A 17677-nucleotide genomic window follows, 5' to 3' on the forward strand; every position below is an offset into this window, starting at 1 on the left:
ATCTGGAATGCAATCTGACAGGTAATAGAGGCCAACTGTGGGAGCCGGGCTTGCCCGCGATGGCGGAGTGTCAGTCGCCAACGTTGTTGGCTGATGTACGGCTATCGCAGGCAAGCCAGCTCCCACAGGGGATAGGCAGTGGCTGGAAAAATGCTGTCAGCAGGGCCATCGCGCCGGGCGCTTTCTCGCCAATAATAGGGAAGCTGGCTTGTCGGATCGCCGCACCGCTGCGATGACGGTGGCAGGGCTAACAGGGAATCTGCCAAGACAGTTGCTCCCCCAGGGTGTATGTCGCTCAGCTGGACGGTTGCAGGGTCAAGACCTCAAAACCGTCCGCCGTCACCGCCACGGTATGTTCCCATTGCGCCGACAGGCTGTTGTCACGGGTGACCACTGTCCAGCCATCCTTGAGGTTGCGCACTTTGGCACTGCCCTGGTTGAGCATCGGCTCCACGGTGAACACCATGCCTTCGCGCAGTTCCAGCCCGGTGCCGGGGCGGCCGAAATGCAGGATCTGCGGTTCTTCGTGCATCTGCCGACCAATGCCATGACCACAGTATTCGCGCACCACGCTGTAGCCATTGGCCTGTGCGTGGCTTTGGATCGCGTGGCCGATATCGCCCAGGCGCGCGCCAGGCTTGACCTGGCGGATGCCGGCCCACATCGCTTCGAACGTCTGTTCCACCAGGCGCCGTGCCTTGGGCGAGACGTTGCCGATCATGTACATCTTGCTGGAATCGGCGATGAAGCCACCTTTTTCCAGGGTGATGTCGATATTGATGATGTCGCCGTCCTTGAGCACGTCCCTGGCGCTGGGCATGCCGTGGCACACCACCTCGTTGATCGAGGTGTTGATGCAGAAGGGGTAGTCGTACTGACCCAGGCTGGCGGGGCGGGCCTTGAGGTCGTTGCGGATGAAGGTTTCGACAGCGGCATCCAGCTCCAGGGTGGAGCGGCCGGCGGCGACAAAACCGTCGAGCATGCTGAACACTTGCGCCAGCAGGCGCCCGGATTCACGCATCACGGCCAGTTGCGGGGCGGTCTTGATCATCAACTGCGCCCTCGGATCAGATCTGGTTTGTCCAGCAACAGTTTGTTGATCAACTCGTTGTAAGGCAGGCTGGGGTTGAGTTCGGCGAGCAGGCCGATCTTGATCCAGAACTCGGCCTGGGCGTTGATGGAGCGGTCCATGGCCGCGCTGGCCAGGCGCAGTTGTTCGTGCAGTTGGTCGGTGATCTTGACGATGCCCATAGGGTTCACTGTGTCAGGTGGATATACAAAGCGTATATGTTTCGTATATCTCGAGTAAACCCCCGTTCATCAACGGGTTGAAAGTTTGCGACATGTTGCCGGCTGAGGGATGACCCAGCAGATGGTCTGTCAGGAACGCTTGGATTAAACGTTTAATCCCTGGAGTTCGACGAAGGTTTGGTTTCTGAATGTAAAAACGCAGCGAGTTAGCTGAAAAACCGCACTGGTTATGAGGAAAGGTTACAACGCTGTAGGATTTTGCCGAGTAGGCTTGGGTGTTGTAAGTGTCTTCCAAGGCTGGCAAGACGTGGCAGGCAAGGCGCCTGCGAGCGGTCCGGCGGTTCATAAAATCGATTGGCGGTCTCAAAAAAGGAGAGGTTGGCCATGCTTTCGGAATTAGAACTTCGCAGCATTATTGAAGGAAGTTTCCTGCCTAAACGGTGCGAGTGCACCAAAGCCGAAGATGCTTCGCTGACGATCAAGGTCTATGACGACCGCGACCGTGACCGAGTGGATCTGGAAGTCAAAGGCATCAATGCCGAAAAACTCGACAGCAGTCGAGCCATTTGCAACCTGATCACCGGGTTGCGCGAAGACCTCAAACATACCCAAGCGCCGATCCTGCAACGCGTGGGAGGGCGAGGCTACTACTAGGCAGGCTGTGCAAAAAACCGGAGGGCCTGGAGAAACGCCAGGCCCAATACGGCTCCATCATCGTTTTGCCATTCGTTCGCGCCCCGCACTCAGTTCTGAAGCATGCAGGCGTCGGACAATTTCTGATAACTCACATGTCGGACTTCACCGGCCTTGTCCAGAAACTTGATGTCCGCCGTGATGACCTTGCACTCGGGAGTGTCCGGTTCGTTCATGGCAATGACTTTGCGAATATCCAGGGGCATGCCATAGCGATACGGCACGGGCTTTGATTCAGCCTGTGCGGTTGTCGCCAGAGCAGTGATTGTCAGAATGCCGCCAAGCAGGAAGAGGTTGCGCAGTTTCATGGGGTTTCTCCATCAGTGATCCGCCTCATCGACGTGATGAAACGGTGGCCGCCCCGTCGGTTTGCAACCGGTGCAGGGGCGGTCGGGCTCACTGTTGATCATCAAGCTTAATCATTGATTAAATTGAAGTTTCTGAGAATTTCCCTACGTTTTAGAGGAAAGCGTCCTACGAAACAGCCGGTCTTTTCCAAGTTCAGTTCTGGAAACTGCAAGCATCCGACAGTTTGCGGTAACCCACGTCTTCCACCTTGCCGGCGGTGTCCACGAACTTGATGTCCGCGTCGATGACCTTGCAGTCGTTGGTCTGGGCCTCGTTCATGGCCAGCACCTTGGCGATATTCAGCGGCATGCCGTACTGGTAGGGCACCGGTTTGGCATCGGGTTGTTGATCGTCAGCCTGGGCCAGGCCTGACACCGTTGCCAGTGCCAGTGCGCCGCCCAGTATCAAAGTACGCAGTTTCATGGTGGATCTCCGCAAGCAGGTAGGACTTCACTGTCGGCTTGCGGGATTAACCATCGATTAAAGTTTACCTGGCTGACAAAACCTTCATCCAAGCTGCTGGCGATACGGCAGGTCCGGGCCGGTCTTGCCGCAGGTCAGGGCGGCGGCGCGGATCGCGAAGCCGAGCATTGCGTCGATCTGTCCACGGCTGAGCTGTTGCAGGCCAGTCACCGAATCCAGCTGGTGCTCGGTCAGCCAAGCGATCAGGGCGGCCTGGAAGGTATCGCCGGCACCCACCGTGTCGGCCATCACCACCTTCACCGCCGGCTGCGACCAGTGCCCGTGCTGGCGGCTGAACACGCTGGCGCCATCGCCGCCGCGGGTCAGGAACACCAGCTGGCAACGGTGTTGCAGCCAGCCTTGCAACACGCTCTCCGGCGACTGGTTGGGGTAGAGCAGGTGCAGGTCTTCGTCGCTGACCTTGATCAGGTCGGCATGCTTGACCAGTTCGGCCACGCGGTCGCGCCACAGCTGGATGTCGGGCTGCGGGTTGAGTCGCACGTTCGGGTCCAGGCTGATCAGGCGCTTGCCGCTCTCACGCTTGACCAGGTTCAGCAGGGCGTCGCCGATCGGCTGCACCACCAGCGAGAACGAGCCCACATGCAGCCCGCGAATGTCATCGCCCAGCGTCGGCAGGTGCACGACGTCCAGTTGCCGATCGGCGCAGCCTTCACCGCGAAAGCTGTACTGGGGCGAGCCGTTGGCACCCACGGCCACCATCGCCAGGGTGGTCGGCGCAGCGAACTCCACCAGGAAGCGCTCGCTGACGCCTTCATCCTTGAGCACCTGCAACAGGCGTCGGCCGAGGAAGTCGGTGGACAGGCCGCCGAACAGCCCGGCCTCGATGCCCAGGCGGCGCAAGCCTACCGCCACGTTGAACGGCGAGCCGCCGGCAATCGCCTTGTAATTGACCTTGGAAGCCTGCCCGCTGGCATCTTCCTCACTGAAAAAATCGAACAGCGCTTCGCCGCACACCAGATACATAGTCGTTCGCTCTTAAAGGGTTGCCACAAGCTGCTGATAGCGCTCGTAAGCCTGTTGATAGGCGCTCACATGCTCGGCCACCGGTTGGGTTCGGCTGGCCGGGTCGACGCTTACGCATTTGTCGCAGAGGCTGGCCAGGGGCTCGCCGGTCCGGGCCCACGCCGCCTGGATCGCCGCGCCCAGGGCCGCGGCTTCGCTTTGTTCGGTACAGATCACTTCGGTGTTCATGATATCGGCGACCATCTGCCGCCACACCGGGCTTTTCGAGCCACCCCCGATCAAGCGGATGCTCTGGCTTTGCAGGCCGGTCTGGCGCAGCAGGTCCAGGCCGTAGCGCAGGCCGAAGGTGGTGCCTTCGACCACGGCGCGGCACAGGTTCGCGCGGGTCAGGTTGGTCATGGTCAACCCGTGCAGGCTGCCGGTGGCGTGGGGCAGGGCGGGTACGCGCTCGCCGTTGAGGAACGGCAGCATGGTCACGCCGTCGGCGCCGATGGGGGCCTGGTCGATCAGGTCATTGAAGGCCGTCAGGTCCAGGTCGAACAACTCGCGGATCACCCCGGTGGCATTGGTCAGGTTCATGGTGCAGATCAACGGCAGCCAGCCACCGCTGGACGAACAGAAGGTGGCGACCGAGGCCTCGGGGCTCACGTTCGGTTGTTCGGCATAGGCGTAGACGGTCCCCGAAGAGCCCAGGCTCATGGTGATCACGCCGGGGGCGATATTGCCGGTGCCAATCGCTCCCATCATGTTGTCGCCGCCGCCACTGGAAACGATGGCATCGGGGTTGATGCCCAAGCGTTCGGCAACGGCTGGCAGCACCGTCCCGACCACCTGGTTGGCGTCGATCAGCTCGGGCAATGCCGCTTCCAGACGCCCGCTGGGGTCGATGTGCTGGAGCAGCGCCACATCCCATTCGCGGCTGCGCACATTGAAATAGCCAGTGCCCGATGCATCGCCGTACTCCGCCACGGCACGACCGGTGAGCCAGTAGTTGAGGTAGTCGTGGGGCAACAGGATATGGGCGATGCGCTCGAAGATGCCGGGGTGTTGTTCGCGGGTCCAGAGCAGTTTGGATACGGTATAGCCCGGCGCAATGGCCACGCCGAGACGCTCCAGTGAGCCGCTTTCACCGCCCAAGTGTTGCAGCAGACGATCGTTCTCGGGCGTTGTTTCGGTGTCGCACCACAGCTTGGCCGGGCGCATTACCTGGCTCTGGTCATCCAGCAACACCAACCCGTGCTGCTGGCCGGAAACACCAACGCCCAGAATGTGCTGGCCATCCACGCCGGCCTGTTGCAGGGCGCGGTGGGTGGCTTCGGTAAAGGCGTTGAGCCATTCCTGGGTGTGCTGTTCGCGACGTCCATTGACGCCGCTGATCAGCGTGTGCGCCGCAGCGCCCAGGCCCAGCACCTGGCCGCTGGACGCATCGAGGACAACGGCCTTGGTGCCTTGGGTGCCGCAGTCGATGCCCAAGTAGAGGTTTCGCTGGGTCATGGTGGAGTGCTCAGCAGTATTGTTTTGTTGAAGTGGAAACCCGATCGGCTGTGGGAGCTGGCTTGCCTGCGATAGCGGTGGTTCAGGCAGCCATGATTCGACTGATAGACCGCTATCGCAGGCAAGCCGGCTCCCACATTTTCAAGCCGGTTTCTTCAGGAGGTTTTGCAGGGTTTGGGTGACGCCGTTGTCACGCAAGCTCACAAAACACCGCTCGAACGCTGCCACAAACTCAGGGGAGTTGGGAATGGCTGTGCCGAAAATCTCCTCCACTCCCAGCAAGCGCTGGCTGATCAACGCGTCATCACTCACCAGCCCCTGGCAAAACTCGGCACGCGGATCGGGGATCTTGTAGCTCACGCCGTTCTCATCCACGCCTTTGAGGTACAGCGCCCACGCTGCGACCACCAGCGCCGCGCGCTCGGTCTCACGGCCATCCGCGATCAGGCGGTTGATGGTCGGTACGGTGAACTTGGGAAACTTCGACGAACCGTCGGAGCAAACGCGCTCCAACTGATCGGCAATCGCCTGGTTGGAGAAGCGATCCACCAGCGTCTGCTTGTAGTCGGTCAGGTCGATGCCAGGCACCGGCGCCAGGTTCGGCGTGACGTCCAGGTCCATGTAGGCGCGCATGTAGGCGACGAACACCGGGTCGTTCATGGTCTCGTGCACAAACCGGTAGCCCTTGAGAAAACCCAGGTAGGTGAGGGCCAGGTGGCTGCCGTTGAGCAGGCCGATCTTCATTTCTTCGTAGGGCGTCACGTCGTCGGTGAACTGCACGCCGACCTTTTCCCAGGCGGGGCGGCCGTTGACGAATTTGTCTTCCAGCACCCATTGCACAAAGGGCTCGCACACCACCGGCCAGGCGTCGTCGATACCGTGATCGTCGTGCAGTTGCAGGCGGTGGGCGGTGCTGGTCATCGGTGTGATGCGGTCGACCATGGCATTCGGGAAGCTCACGTTGGCCTTGATCCAGTCGTGCAGCTCGGCATTGTGCAGGGCGGCGAAGGCCAGCAGGGCCTTGCGGGTGACGGCGCCGTTGTGCGGCAGGTTATCGCAGGACATCACGGTGAACGCCGGAACGCCAGCGGCACGCCGCTGGGTCAGCGCGGCGCAGATGAAGCCGAATACGGTCTTCGGTGCGCCCGGGTGTGCCAGGTCATGCTGGATCTGCGGCAGGTGGGCCATGAATTCGCCGTTGCTGTCGTCGATGCAATATCCGCCTTCGGTGATAGTCAGCGAGACGATGCGAATCGCCGGATCTGCCAGTTTGTCGATCAGCGCCTGGGCACTGTCTTCGGCCAGCAGCATGTCGCTGATCGCGCCGATCACGCGTACTTCGGTGTCGTTGGTGTCGCCCAGTTCGTACAGGGTGAACAGGTAGTCCTGGCCGGCCAGGTCGTCGCGGGCCTTGCGGTCTTCGGCGCGCAGGCCGACACCGCAGATGCTCCAGTCCAGGCCCTCGCCGGTGTTCATCAGCGCGTCGGTGTAATACGCCTGATGCGCGCGGTGGAAACCGCCGACGCCGATATGGGCGATGCCCTGGCGCGTGTCGGCAATCGCGTAGGCGGGCAGCTTCACTTGCGGTGCCAGTTGGGTGAGGTTCTGTTTATTCAGTTTCATCGGCAAAGTCTCGCGAAATCAGGCGGCGGCGCGCAGTGGGCGGGCCACGGCTTTGCCTTCGGTGTCGAACAGATGGCAGTGCGCCGGGTCCAGGTGCAACTGCAGCTTCTCGCCGTACTGGCTGGCCATGTCGCCACGAATCCGCATGGTCAGCGGCTCACCGTTGGCGGTGACGACGTGGCAGAAGGTGTCGCTGCCCAGGCGCTCGCCGACGTCGGCGGTGACGGTCAGGGTGGTCTGGCCCGGGGCGGCGATTTCCAGGTGTTCCGGGCGAATCCCCAGGGTCACGGCGCTGCCCACGCTCAGGCTGGCGCCGCTTTGGGGCAGGCTGATGGTAGTGCCGGCATCCAGTTGCACTTCGCAGCCCTGGCTTTCAACGCGGGTGACCTTGCCTTTGAGGAAACCCATTTTCGGCGTACCCAGAAAGCCCGCCACGAACAGGTTGGCCGGCTGGTGATACAGCTCCAGCGGTGACCCGACCTGCTCGATGCGGCCACTGTTGAGCACCACGACTTTGTCGGCCAGGGTCATGGCTTCGACCTGGTCGTGGGTCACGTAGATCATGGTGGCTTGCAGCTCTTTATGCAGGCGCGCCAGTTCCAGGCGCATCTGCACGCGCAGGGCGGCGTCGAGGTTGGACAGCGGTTCGTCGAACAGGAAAATCTTCGGGTTGCGCACAATGGCGCGGCCAATGGCCACGCGCTGGCGCTGACCACCGGAAAGTTGCTTGGGTTTGCGCTCCAGCAGCGGGCCCAGCTCCAGAATGCGCGCGGCCTCGCTGACCTTGCTTTCCACCAGCTTCTTGTCGACGCCGGCCAGGTCCAGGGCAAACGACATGTTCTTGCGCACGCTCATGTGCGGGTACAGGGCATAGGTCTGGAACACCATCGCCAGGTCGCGCTTGGCCGGGGTCACTTCAGTGATGTCGCGGCCATCCAGCTCGATGGTGCCGTCGGTGACTTCTTCCAGGCCGGCGATCAGGCGCAGCAGCGTGGACTTGCCGCAGCCCGAAGGGCCGACGAATACCACGAATTCCTTGTCGTTCACCTCAAGGTCGATGCCCTTGATGATGGAGAAGCCTTCGAAGCCTTTTTGCAGATTCTTGATTTTCAGGTTGGCCATGATGGGCCTCCGCTTGGAATTTTTATTGAAAGGCCGTTATTTCACGGCGCCGAACGACAAACCGCGCACCAGCTGTTTCTGGCTGATCCAGCCAAAGATCAGGATCGGCGCACAGGCCAGGGTCGACACGGCAGACAATTTGGCCCAGAACAAACCTTCGGGGCTGGAGTAGGAGGCGATCAGTGCGGTCAAGGGCGCGGCGTTGGACGAGGTCAGGTTCAGCGACCAGAACGCTTCGTTCCAGCACAGGATCAGCGACAGCAGCACGGTGGACGCCAGGCCGCCCTTGGCGATCGGCAGCAGCACGCGGACCATCTCCTGCCACAGGGTGGCGCCGTCCAGGCGGGCGGCTTCGAGGATGTCCTTGGGAATGTCCTTGAAGTAGGTGTAAACCATCCAGACCACGATCGGCAGGTTGATCAGGGTGTAGATGATGATCAGCGCGATGCGGGTATCCAGCAGGCCGAAACTCTTGGCCAGCAGGTAGATCGGCATCAGCACGCCCACCGGCGGCAGCATCTTGGTGGACAGCATCCAGAGCAGGGTGCCCTTGGTGCGCTGGGTTTCGTAGAACGCCATGGAGTAGGCGGCCGGCACCGAGATCAACAGGCACAGGGCGGTGGCGCTGAACGAGATGAGCACCGAGTTCCACGCATAGCTGAAGTAGTTGCTGCGCTCGTTGATGTGCAGGTAGTTCTCCAGCGTCGGCGTGAAGATGAACTGCGGCGGTGTGGCGAACGCGTCGATTTCGGTCTTGAAGCTGGTCAGCACCATCCAGAAGATCGGGAAGAAAATCAGGATTGCGATGGCCCAGGCCAGGGTGCCGAGCAACAGGCTTTGCAGGCGGCGGGATTGTTGAAGCGTCATGGCGCGGCCCTCAAGGCTTGTCAGTCAGGTTTTTGCCGATCATCCGCACCAGGATGATCGCCGCGATATTGGCGATGACCACGGCAATCAAGCCGCCGGCCGAGGCCATGCCCACGTCGAACTGCACCAGCGCCTGGTTGTAGATCAGATAGGCGAGGTTGGTCGAGGCGTAGCCCGGCCCCCCATTGGTGGTGGTGAAGATTTCAGCGAACACCGATAGCAGGAAGATGGTTTCGATCATCACCACCACGGCAATCGGGCGGGCCAGGTGGGGCAGGGTGAGGTGCCAGAAGATCGCGATGGCGCCGGCACCGTCCAGGCGCGCGGCTTCCTTTTGTTCCTGGTCGAGGGACTGCATGGCGGTCATCAGCAGCAGGATGGCGAAGGGCAGCCACTGCCACGACACAATGATGATGATCGACAGCAGCGGGTAATGGGCCAGCCAGTCCACGGGCTCGGCGCCGAACAGCTTCCACACGGCGGCGAGAATCCCCGACACCGGGTGGAAAATCAGGTTCTTCCAGATCAGCGCACCGACGGTGGGCATGATGAAGAACGGCGAAATCAGCAACACCCGTACCAGGCCGCGACCGAAGAACTCACTGGCCTCCAGCAAGGCACTGATCAACACGCCGAACACCACGCTGATCAGCAGCACACTGCCTACCAGCAACAAGGTATTGGTGGCACCGGGCAGGAACCCGGAGTCGGTGATGAAATAGGTGAAGTTTTCCAGGCCCACGAACTCGTTTTCGCCGGGATAGAGCAGGTTGTAGCGGATCAGCGAAAAATACAGGGTCATGCCCAGCGGCACGATCATCCACAGCAGCAACAAGGCCACCGAGGGGCTGACGAGAAACCAGCCCGGGTTGGCCACGCGGGTTTTGCGCGGCGTGGCCGGCACGGCGGTTTGCACTTGGGCAGTGTTGGTATTCATAGGGTCACAACCAGTCAGGTACATGCAGAACTAAAGTCGAAGCGCGGTCAGTGTGGGAGCGGGCTTTTGTGGGCGCTGGCTTGCCTGCGATGGCCTCAACTCGGCTTGTCTTACAGACCGAGGTGCTTGCATCGCAGGCAAGCCAGCTCCCACCTAAAAGCAGTTCCTGCATGAAGCCCGCTCCCACATTTACAGCGGCGTGCCCGCTTTATTTGGGATAGCCGGCGCGCTTCATTTCACGCTCGGTGGTGTTTTGCGCAGCGGCCAGGGCCTGGTCCACCGTTTGCTGGCCGGTCAGGGCCGCGGAGAACAGCTTGCCCACCGAGGTGCCAATGGCCTGGAACTCAGGAATGGTCACCAGCTGGATACCGATATACGGCACCGGCTTGAGGGTCGGTTTGGTCGGGTCGGCGACTTTCAGCGATTCCAGCGTCACCTTGGCGAACGGCGCGGCCTTCATGTACTCATCGCTGTAGGTCGACTTGCGCGTGCCTGGCGGTACGTTGGCGATGCCGTCGGTCTTGGCCACGAGCTGGCTGTATTCCTTGGAAGTGGCCCAGCTGGTGAACACCTTGGCGGCGTCCTTGGCCTTGGAACTGGTCGGGATCGCCAGGCTCCAGGAGTACAGCCACGAGGTGCCCTTGTCGGTCTTCTCGTGAGGGGCAAAGGTAAAGCCGACGTGATCGGCCACTTTGCTCTGAGTCTTGTCGGTCACGAACGAACCGGCCACGCTGGCATCGACCCACATGGCACACTTGCCGCTGTTGAACAGCGCCAGGTTTTCGTTGAAACCGTTGCTGGAGGCGCCCGGCGGGCCGGATTTCTTCATGTTGTCGACGTAGAAGTTCAGCGCATCCTTCCATTCAGGGCCGCTGAATTCCGGTTGCCACTTCTCATCGAACCAGCGTGCGCCGTAGCCGTTGGCCAGTGTCGTGATCAGCGCCATGTTCTCGCCCCAACCGGCTTTGCCGCGCAGGCACAGGCCGTACTGCTCTTTGGATTTGTCGGTGAGTTTGCTGGCGAATTCGCCGATCTGCGTCCAGGTTGGATGCTCGGGCATGGTCAGACCGGCGTCCTTGAACAGGTCGGTGCGGTAATAGGTGATCGAGCTTTCGGCGTAGAACGGCAGGGCGTACAGCGAACCCTTGACGGACAGGCCGTCGCGTACCGATGGGAAGACATCATCGAGGTCGTAGGACGCCGGCAGGTCGTTCATCGGCTCCAGCCAACCCTTGGCACCCCAGAGTGCAGCTTCGTACATGCCGATGGTCAACACGTCGAACTGTCCGCCCTGGGTGGCGATGTCAGTGGTCAGGCGCTGGCGCAGCACGTTTTCTTCGAGTACCACCCAATTCAGCTTGATCTCCGGATGCTCGGTCTCGAAGGTTTTCGAGAGCTTTTGCATGCGGATCATGTCGCTGTTGTTGACGGTGGCAATGGTCAGGGTCTGCGCGCCAAAGCTGACGGCGCTGAGGGTCATGCAGGTGGTCATGCAGGTGGAAACAAGCAGTGCTTTTGCTGTGAACTTCATCGCGCACTCCATTTCTGCGCCCAGGGGCTACAGAAGGACAGTTATTGTTGTTGTGTCTTCCTGCAACGAGTCAGGAAGAGTGTGCGGTTGATTACAGCCTTGAAATGGCGATGTGACAAATCCTTGGGCGCACTGGCACTGATACTTTTTTGCACTCATACCGAGAGGTCGGCAGTGGAGGCTGAGAGCCTCCACTGCCTTGATGGCTGCTACCTACTGTGTTGCCGGGGATGTGGCTGTGGGTGCGCTACGTTTTTATATCTTTAGAATACAAATGATTTTTCCTTTAAATGGTTGGATAAAGCTTTTTTGTTTATTAAGGGACCCTCATCTCCACCTGGATCGTGGCGGGCGGTTTGTGCCCGGTATACTTGTGCTTATGGGCAAAATCCATTAGGTCTTTCGCGGCATTTAGTCGGTCTTTACTTAATGTGCCTTGCCACAGATCTACGGTGATTGAATCTGAGGCGAATTCTTGAGCCCAGTCTATCCGTGCGCCAGCACGGTATTCATTTTTCGATAATAATACGATTGTATGGTTTGAACTTGGGATCTGCACCAGGTAGGTACGGTAGCCGGCGCTCTTTGCGGGGGCTTTAATCATATCAGCGGCATACGCCGCCATCTCCGCGCATTGTCCGAATATTCTCCCATTTGCGTCTCTGTCCGTACTGACTCGTTGCGCAAGTCTGGTTTGAAATGCCTCGCTGCGTACGGCCTCGTAGTTATCCATTTCGAGTTCTTTGCGCAATTGCTCACGCCTCTGTCTTACGGCCGCATGATTGTGATCATATATATACTTGGTTTCACCGTTCTCGTTGGTGGTGGGAGTGTCGGTGATCGCAATGTCATTTATTTTACTTTGAAGTTTTTGGCGAACAGTGTAAAATAGCGGTGTTTCGCGGGTGTTCTTTTTGGGGGCAAGCATTTTCCAGGTTTTAAGATCATCTATACTGGCTATTTTTCCGTCATTTATTAATTGTGTTGGGTAGTGGGTTGACGGTTTTTTGAGTGTGCGGAGTACGTCGAGATAACCGTTCATCAGTTGTTTTTCAGTGTTTGTACATTTTTTAAAGGTGACTTCTCTGGTCTCCGGAACCCCAAGCTTTGCGTGATAAAATTCGCCAGTATCCGCTTCGATCACTAGGTGTTTTTCAGCACTGCCCTGGGGGTCTGCAACGATGATACCTCTGAGTTCTCGGCTGTCGTTGCATGACTCACTGATACTACCAATTTTTACCACGCGTGATTCTTGGAGGAGTCGCCTATATGGATTCATGTCGTGAAATCCGAATGCTGGGTTAAACTGGACGCTGCCAGTTATCTCCTGCTTATAGCTGATTGGCTTGCTTTCCCTCATCGGTTCCAAACGCAGTCCAGTGCCCTGTTCAACCAATCGATAATGACGCCCTTTAAAAATGCTTAATCTATCGCCTCCACTGATTTTCGGCTCCGATGGAAAAAGTCGCACATGTTCGAGTGCTTGAAGTTTCTGGGCATCTACAGTAGGTAAATCATTAATCACTTTTGTGAAACAAACTTCATTGACGTTACGTTTTGTACGACCTGCTGCAATAGAGGGTGTGGAGCAAAGCGCTTCAAAATCTTCTAAGGAGTTAAAATGATCGGCCGAGCCCAGTTCTGTCAGCAAGTCTGGATTGCGGTAATCATAACGGTATACCTTGCCTCCATTCATCAGGTCAAAGCCGTTGGTGCGAGGCACGGTAAAAGCACCTTCGGCCAGGGGGGTGTCAATTTCCAGTGCTTTCGTACCATCCGCAAGTGTGGTTTGTTCAATAATTGAAGAGGTATCAGATACAAAGTGATCAAGCGCGGGTCCAATAGCACCTGTCTCCGGATCATTTAAGTACCAATTATTGTTCTCGCGTATGGCTGAGATTCTGACTCGCTCATTTGTTTGAGTTAGAATTAAAATCCCGTCGGTTTCATTCGACAAGGGCATATATTTCGGGTTGGTTGTGCTAATGTATCGTTCGCCTTGCAATCTGCTGGTTGAGTTGATGAGCGTTGAAGTGCTGCTGTTAGTCACGTTTCTGATTGAATCAGTCGCCTCGGTGGTTCCAAGCTTATCAATGAACTTTGTCGAGGCGCTTAGTGTCGCCCAGGATGCCCCGGTTTTGGCCAGGGTAAACAGTTTGCCGACGCCATAGAGCAATAGGTAGATGACAAGGTCAATGGCTGCATCTTTCCCCGCCTCTTCATATTTACCGTGATAAATGTCCAGCACGCTTGAGCCGCCTGGGAGTAAGCGAATAGCGCTCTTGAAATAATCTACGGGCTCTTTCCCTTCTTCAACGCTATTAGAGTAAGCATGACGATAACGTTTGATAAAATCATCTTTGCGTAAAAAATGTGAGTCGACTGCAATCTTGGCAATTAGCTCAAGCTCTTCACTGTCGTATCCGGGCGCTGTGTTTTCATTGAGGTCGCCGAAAGTTGCTATGCCCTCGTTAATCAATTCTCCATCCTCGAGGACCATCGGTGTAATGCCGACGAACTTCGGTTCACTCGGCTGCGGCGACGTATAATGTTGGTTCAAAAATTTTTTCGCCGCTTCCATTACGGTGCGCAGGGTACTGGAGGTCGTCGATTCATGCGCTGAATTGACCAAAGAGGTTGGCAATCCCAAAACCTCCTCGATCTTGCCGAGACCGGGCATCACCACAAAATCACGTACCTTTGATGTGCTGTCAGTTGTGCGAATAAGCAGGCCGACGCTCTTGTCGTTCTCCCGTATCTTGAAGTACTGCAGATTACCGTACGCAAGCCTGTTGCGAGCGTCCGCGTCCAACTTTGAAAGCATGTCTTTAATGACGACGATGGACGCGTTCCGGCCCTCAGTAAACGTTTGTTCAATAGCAGCGTTAAATTGCTTGTTGATATCCGGTAAATCAGATGATTGTGCGCGCAAACGCTCGAAATCCACTTCCGGTTTTTCCGAGCGCCAACTTTCCCCCAGTCGGCCCGCTTCATAGATCTCGACGATGCTTGCTCGGATACCAGAAAAGATACCGCCGGGCCCTAACTTCTCAGTCAGGAACCGGTTCTCATAATCGATCGCGGTGCCCCATTTCCTTTTCAGTTCTTCAAGCGCCATTTGCCTTCTGGTCTTGGGCGCGAATGTGCTCAAGGAGGCTCTAGCTTTTGAGGTTGTTTGTATTTGTGTTTTGAGCGCTTCCTCGGCGCTTGTCAGTTGCTCGTAGGTATATTCATCTTTGGGATTTCTAAAGAGTTGGCCATTGATGTACGCCCAATCAATCAGCGGGTTCGCCTTTGCGATGGCCTGCAAATGATCTTCGGCGGCAGAGATAGGGGCGATAGTGTGAAACGCCATGACTTGCTCATAAGTCATGTGCGCGGCGGCGCCGGGGGCCATTAGTTCTATCCGGTTCACCGCTGTTGCGAAACTGACCCACTCAGTCGAACCGAGCGTTACCCGCGACGGTACGTCCCTTACCAGCAAGTGTGGCGCGGCGCCCACCACTAGCAGGTGCGAGGCGGCCAGAGCAAGGTTTGTCGGTAGCTTTTTGTTGTCGATCAGGTGTTTGCTGAACCGTATACGAAGGTCGTCGGTGCTGAGTCCCCAGTTTGCGACATGCATGAAGTCAAAACCGGCGACGTGGTTTCGCGGCTTGCCAACGTTGGGATCAAGCTCCAGCACCAAAGCGGTCAATAGCCATTGCTTCAGGCTGGTTGGGGTTATAGCCCCCTTCATCTGAGTTTGCAGGTGGGTGGCGAGCTCAAGCGCGTCGTCACTGTTGAGCAGTTGCTCCAGGGCCAGTTGGGGGTTGGTGTCCAGGTCGGCAATCTTGCTGCTGAGGTAGTTGAGAAGGGTCTCATCGGCGCCGATCTTGTTTTTTACCTCTTTGACCAGCGTATCGCGTTGCGCGGTACTCAATGGCAGTTGAGTTGACAGGAACCCCCAGCGATTGCCCAAGAGAGGAGCAGTCGGAACCTGTGTCTGTAAGGCGGCGAGCAAATTGTCACTGTCTGTCTTTGACTTTATTGGGTACCAGCCGTTGTTTGAGATGAATGCTGCAACCGTCGTCACGCTTTTAGGCTGATGAGAGGAGTCCGGGTCGACAACGAAGCGCTTGAGGCCAGTGTCAACAGTCCAGTTTTTCAGTTCGTGGATCAGTGCATAACGGTCGTTGCTATCACCCAGCGCGGTTTTCTGCCGGTCTAGCCAAGTCACTATTCTTTTCGGGTTATTGGGGTGGGTCGGAAACTGTTGGGTGCTGCCGATCAATGCCGTCTGTTGAGCGAACGCCGCGCTGTTGGGATCATCATTGAGACTATAAAAATTGGCCACCCACTGGTACGGCACGCCGCTGGTTTCTACGTGAGAGAGTGAGATCGATTGGCCGGGCTTTGCAAATACCTGCGCGGCGCTCAACACAGGTGTGAGTACGTCAAAATGCTTGGGGTACTTTTGCGCAAAGTCAGTGGCGGTAAATCGCTGGTCAATGCCCTTGACCTTGGCGATCAATGCGTTGCCTGCGGGGTCATAGCGCAAGGAAGTCAGGTCAACATGCTGTTCGCGTGCCCACTCGTTGAAACCACGACCCTTGAGGGCTTTGTTGAGGTAGGCCTGCCATTGCCCGAGCAGGCTGTTGTCCGGTATTGGCTGGATGATTTTCGACGCAACCTGGCCCGGGTCGGTTTTCAGTTCAAGCATTGCTTTGTGCACGGTTTTTGCCAGGTCACTTTCGGCGATTGCCCAAAGGTCTTCGCTACTATCTTCGTTTGTCGCCTGTGCAGGGAGGTTGGCTTTGACGGTGGCAGCCAGGGTTTCCATAGGCGACGGCGATAGCGTGGTGCCTTCCAGTTGTCGCACCCTGTCCCGCTGGCGCTGCTGTACCGCGACGGAAGCGGGATCGTCGGGCAGAGGCGCGGTCAGCGCTTTGAAGCCATCGTTATCGATCATCTCTGCGATGCGACGCAGGGTGTTCGCGAGTTGGCGCTGCTCCCAGCCCTTTTTTCGAGCGTCCTCTTGGTGAGGATAGGGTTCGTCGTAGAACGCCATGACTTGAGACAGAGGGGCGGTGTTGTCGGTGGGGTAGGTCACATCGTCATCGGAGCCGGCGGCCATCTGGAGCACCGCCTCTTTTATTTCGGCCCAGGTATCGCTCCAGCCAGACACATCGTTCAAATTGAATGTGGTGCTGACGCCTTTGACGGTGCCTGTCAGTTTACCGCTGACGGGGTTGATGCTTACGCTGGTGGGGTCGAGTTCGTTCTCTTTGGCAAAGGTGGTAAAAACACTGCTCGTCAGCGCTTTCAAAAGGTTCTTGCGTACCAGATTGAAAGTTGAATATTCAGGAATGTTCTGCAGAGTGACCGATGGGTCATATTGATCGGTTTCCGGGATCAGCTTCATCATCCCACGAGCTGCCAACTGTGCCAGTTCCTGGTCGGCGCGTTGAACCTTTTGTTGTGCGGTAGAGGGTGCAAATTTGTTCAGAATCTCGCGCAGCGCAGGCAGCGGTAGATCCGCGATGTGTTGGCGGGCGTCTGATTGTTTTTGTTTAATGGGCGCGTCGAGCGGATCCGAGCTGCTGAGTGACTTGAAATTTTCGTCACGCAATAATTGTCCTGCGGCAGACAAAAGGGCGTTGCTGTCGGTGGTTGCGGGCTCTGTAAAACCGTAAAAGTTACTGACGTCATTACGATGTGCGTGATCGCGACCACTGAAACTAACGACAGTCTGATTTCTCCCCATCAACTGTTTTGCGGCGGCTACAACGTTAGCTGAGGCGGCTGCCCACTCTTTTTCGTCCTGCAGAAACTGTTTGTAATGACCCTTGCTATTTTTATATCCCGCAGTCAGAGCGCCATCGTCCTCAAAATACAGCTCCGATACATCAAGCGAAAACTTCTGAGCAAACGATTTGAACGGCTCCGATTCCACTGCATCAGCAAGTCTGGATAAGGCCTGACCAAAGGTGGAGTACGGCGGGACGGAAACTTTGTCCATCTCGTTCAGGTCACTCTCATCCGGAAAACTCTGCCTGCGGACCAAAGCATTGCCGACACTGATAGCGAGTTCCCGGTCGCCCTGCTCAACCAGGGCTTTCGCGAACTGACGAACCGACTTTTTGAAGGGCGTACCCTGTGCTGGGTCGTTCTGCAGGTCTCGACGTGAGCGCGACAATGCAGGCGGTGCTTTGGCCACGCTGAGAGGTGGATAGTCGGCTTCTGCCTGTGGTGAGGCGAGGTAGGTTTTTTGGGGGATGGGTTGATTGGGCTGAAGGGCGAGGGGGTTAATTGAAAATAGCCGTGTATTGATCAAGCTGTAGCTCCTTTTTTACCTGCGTGTCAGAAAAGCACCGCTTTTCGCAAGA

13 protein-coding genes are annotated in these 17677 nt (G+C 57.5%); 1 reads left to right on the top strand and 12 read right to left on the bottom strand.

The features are described 5' to 3' along the window. Positions 1-295: 295 nt before the first annotated feature. The gene (gene map / locus ACW9IB_RS10535) at positions 296-1051 is read right to left on the bottom strand and encodes a type I methionyl aminopeptidase (RefSeq protein WP_457413544.1); all 756 of its coding nucleotides are present in this window, start codon (positions 1049-1051) and stop codon (positions 296-298) included. Next, positions 1051-1251 (bottom strand): ParD-like family protein, encoded by a 201-nt coding sequence (locus tag ACW9IB_RS10540; RefSeq protein WP_003173664.1) that lies wholly within the window; start codon positions 1249-1251, stop codon positions 1051-1053. The genes map and ACW9IB_RS10540 overlap by 1 nt, the downstream gene beginning before the upstream one ends. A gap of 384 nt (positions 1252-1635) precedes the next feature. On the opposite strand from ACW9IB_RS10540, the gene ACW9IB_RS10545 reads away from it, so the two are divergent. After that, positions 1636-1905: a DUF1652 domain-containing protein gene (locus ACW9IB_RS10545; RefSeq protein ID WP_457367031.1), complete on the top strand. Its 270-nt coding sequence runs from the start codon at positions 1636-1638 to the stop codon at positions 1903-1905. A gap of 89 nt (positions 1906-1994) precedes the next feature. Here ACW9IB_RS10545 and ACW9IB_RS10550 read toward each other — a convergent pair whose 3' ends face one another. The 10 genes from ACW9IB_RS10550 to ACW9IB_RS10595 form a co-directional block, all read right to left on the bottom strand. Further along, on the bottom strand, positions 1995-2252 hold the full coding sequence (locus tag ACW9IB_RS10550) for a DUF2790 domain-containing protein (protein ID WP_457413545.1): 258 nt from the start codon (positions 2250-2252) through the stop codon (positions 1995-1997). A gap of 193 nt (positions 2253-2445) precedes the next feature. Next, complete coding sequence (locus ACW9IB_RS10555) at positions 2446-2715, bottom strand: DUF2790 domain-containing protein (protein WP_457367033.1); 270 nt, start codon at positions 2713-2715, stop codon at positions 2446-2448. An 84-nt stretch (positions 2716-2799) separates the two neighbouring features. Then, a complete protein-coding gene (locus ACW9IB_RS10560) occupies positions 2800-3738 on the bottom strand; it encodes a carbohydrate kinase family protein (RefSeq protein ID WP_457413546.1) in 939 nt (312 codons plus the stop codon). A 12-nt stretch (positions 3739-3750) separates the two neighbouring features. Then, positions 3751-5232 carry a xylulokinase gene (gene xylB / locus ACW9IB_RS10565; RefSeq protein WP_457413547.1) on the bottom strand — a complete coding sequence of 494 codons (1482 nt, stop codon included), beginning with the start codon at positions 5230-5232 and terminating at the stop codon, positions 3751-3753. 141 nt (positions 5233-5373) lie between these two features. Continuing rightward, the gene (locus tag ACW9IB_RS10570) at positions 5374-6855 is read right to left on the bottom strand and encodes a mannitol dehydrogenase family protein (protein WP_457413548.1); all 1482 of its coding nucleotides are present in this window, start codon (positions 6853-6855) and stop codon (positions 5374-5376) included. 18 nt (positions 6856-6873) lie between these two features. Next, positions 6874-7977 carry an ABC transporter ATP-binding protein gene (locus ACW9IB_RS10575; protein ID WP_457367037.1) on the bottom strand — a complete coding sequence of 368 codons (1104 nt, stop codon included), beginning with the start codon at positions 7975-7977 and terminating at the stop codon, positions 6874-6876. Positions 7978-8013: 36 nt separating this feature from the next. Next, a complete protein-coding gene (locus ACW9IB_RS10580) occupies positions 8014-8844 on the bottom strand; it encodes a carbohydrate ABC transporter permease (RefSeq protein WP_017848429.1) in 831 nt (276 codons plus the stop codon). A gap of 10 nt (positions 8845-8854) precedes the next feature. After that, positions 8855-9781 (bottom strand): carbohydrate ABC transporter permease, encoded by a 927-nt coding sequence (locus ACW9IB_RS10585; RefSeq protein ID WP_457367038.1) that lies wholly within the window; start codon positions 9779-9781, stop codon positions 8855-8857. Between the two features lie 208 nt (positions 9782-9989). Next, complete coding sequence (locus tag ACW9IB_RS10590; protein ID WP_457413555.1) at positions 9990-11273, bottom strand: ABC transporter substrate-binding protein; 1284 nt, start codon at positions 11271-11273, stop codon at positions 9990-9992. Between the two features lie 355 nt (positions 11274-11628). Beyond that, positions 11629-17625, bottom strand: a complete 5997-nt coding sequence (locus ACW9IB_RS10595) for a hypothetical protein (RefSeq protein WP_457413550.1) — start codon at positions 17623-17625, stop codon at positions 11629-11631. Positions 17626-17677 lie beyond the last annotated feature (52 nt).

The sequence above is a fragment of the Pseudomonas sp. SDO524_S393 genome (assembly GCF_054071875.1).

Excerpts from the sequence above, each read along its gene's own strand:
- ACW9IB_RS10580 (WP_017848429.1), bottom strand. The coding sequence starts at position 8,844 with ATGACGCTTCAACAATCCCGCCGCCTGCAAAGCCTGTTGCTCGGCACC.
- xylB (WP_457413547.1), bottom strand. The coding sequence starts at position 5,232 with ATGACCCAGCGAAACCTCTACTTGGGCATCGACTGCGGCACCCAAGGC.
- ACW9IB_RS10570 (WP_457413548.1), bottom strand. The coding sequence starts at position 6,855 with ATGAAACTGAATAAACAGAACCTCACCCAACTGGCACCGCAAGTGAAG.
- ACW9IB_RS10590 (WP_457413555.1), bottom strand. The coding sequence starts at position 11,273 with ATGACCACCTGCATGACCCTCAGCGCCGTCAGCTTTGGCGCGCAGACC.
- map (WP_457413544.1), bottom strand. The coding sequence starts at position 1,051 with ATGATCAAGACCGCCCCGCAACTGGCCGTGATGCGTGAATCCGGGCGC.
- ACW9IB_RS10540 (WP_003173664.1), bottom strand. The coding sequence starts at position 1,251 with ATGGGCATCGTCAAGATCACCGACCAACTGCACGAACAACTGCGCCTG.
- ACW9IB_RS10555 (WP_457367033.1), bottom strand. The coding sequence starts at position 2,715 with ATGAAACTGCGTACTTTGATACTGGGCGGCGCACTGGCACTGGCAACG.
- ACW9IB_RS10575 (WP_457367037.1), bottom strand. The coding sequence starts at position 7,977 with ATGGCCAACCTGAAAATCAAGAATCTGCAAAAAGGCTTCGAAGGCTTC.
- ACW9IB_RS10550 (WP_457413545.1), bottom strand. The coding sequence starts at position 2,252 with ATGAAACTGCGCAACCTCTTCCTGCTTGGCGGCATTCTGACAATCACT.
- ACW9IB_RS10560 (WP_457413546.1), bottom strand. The coding sequence starts at position 3,738 with ATGTATCTGGTGTGCGGCGAAGCGCTGTTCGATTTTTTCAGTGAGGAA.
- ACW9IB_RS10545 (WP_457367031.1), top strand. The coding sequence starts at position 1,636 with ATGCTTTCGGAATTAGAACTTCGCAGCATTATTGAAGGAAGTTTCCTG.
- ACW9IB_RS10585 (WP_457367038.1), bottom strand. The coding sequence starts at position 9,781 with ATGAATACCAACACTGCCCAAGTGCAAACCGCCGTGCCGGCCACGCCG.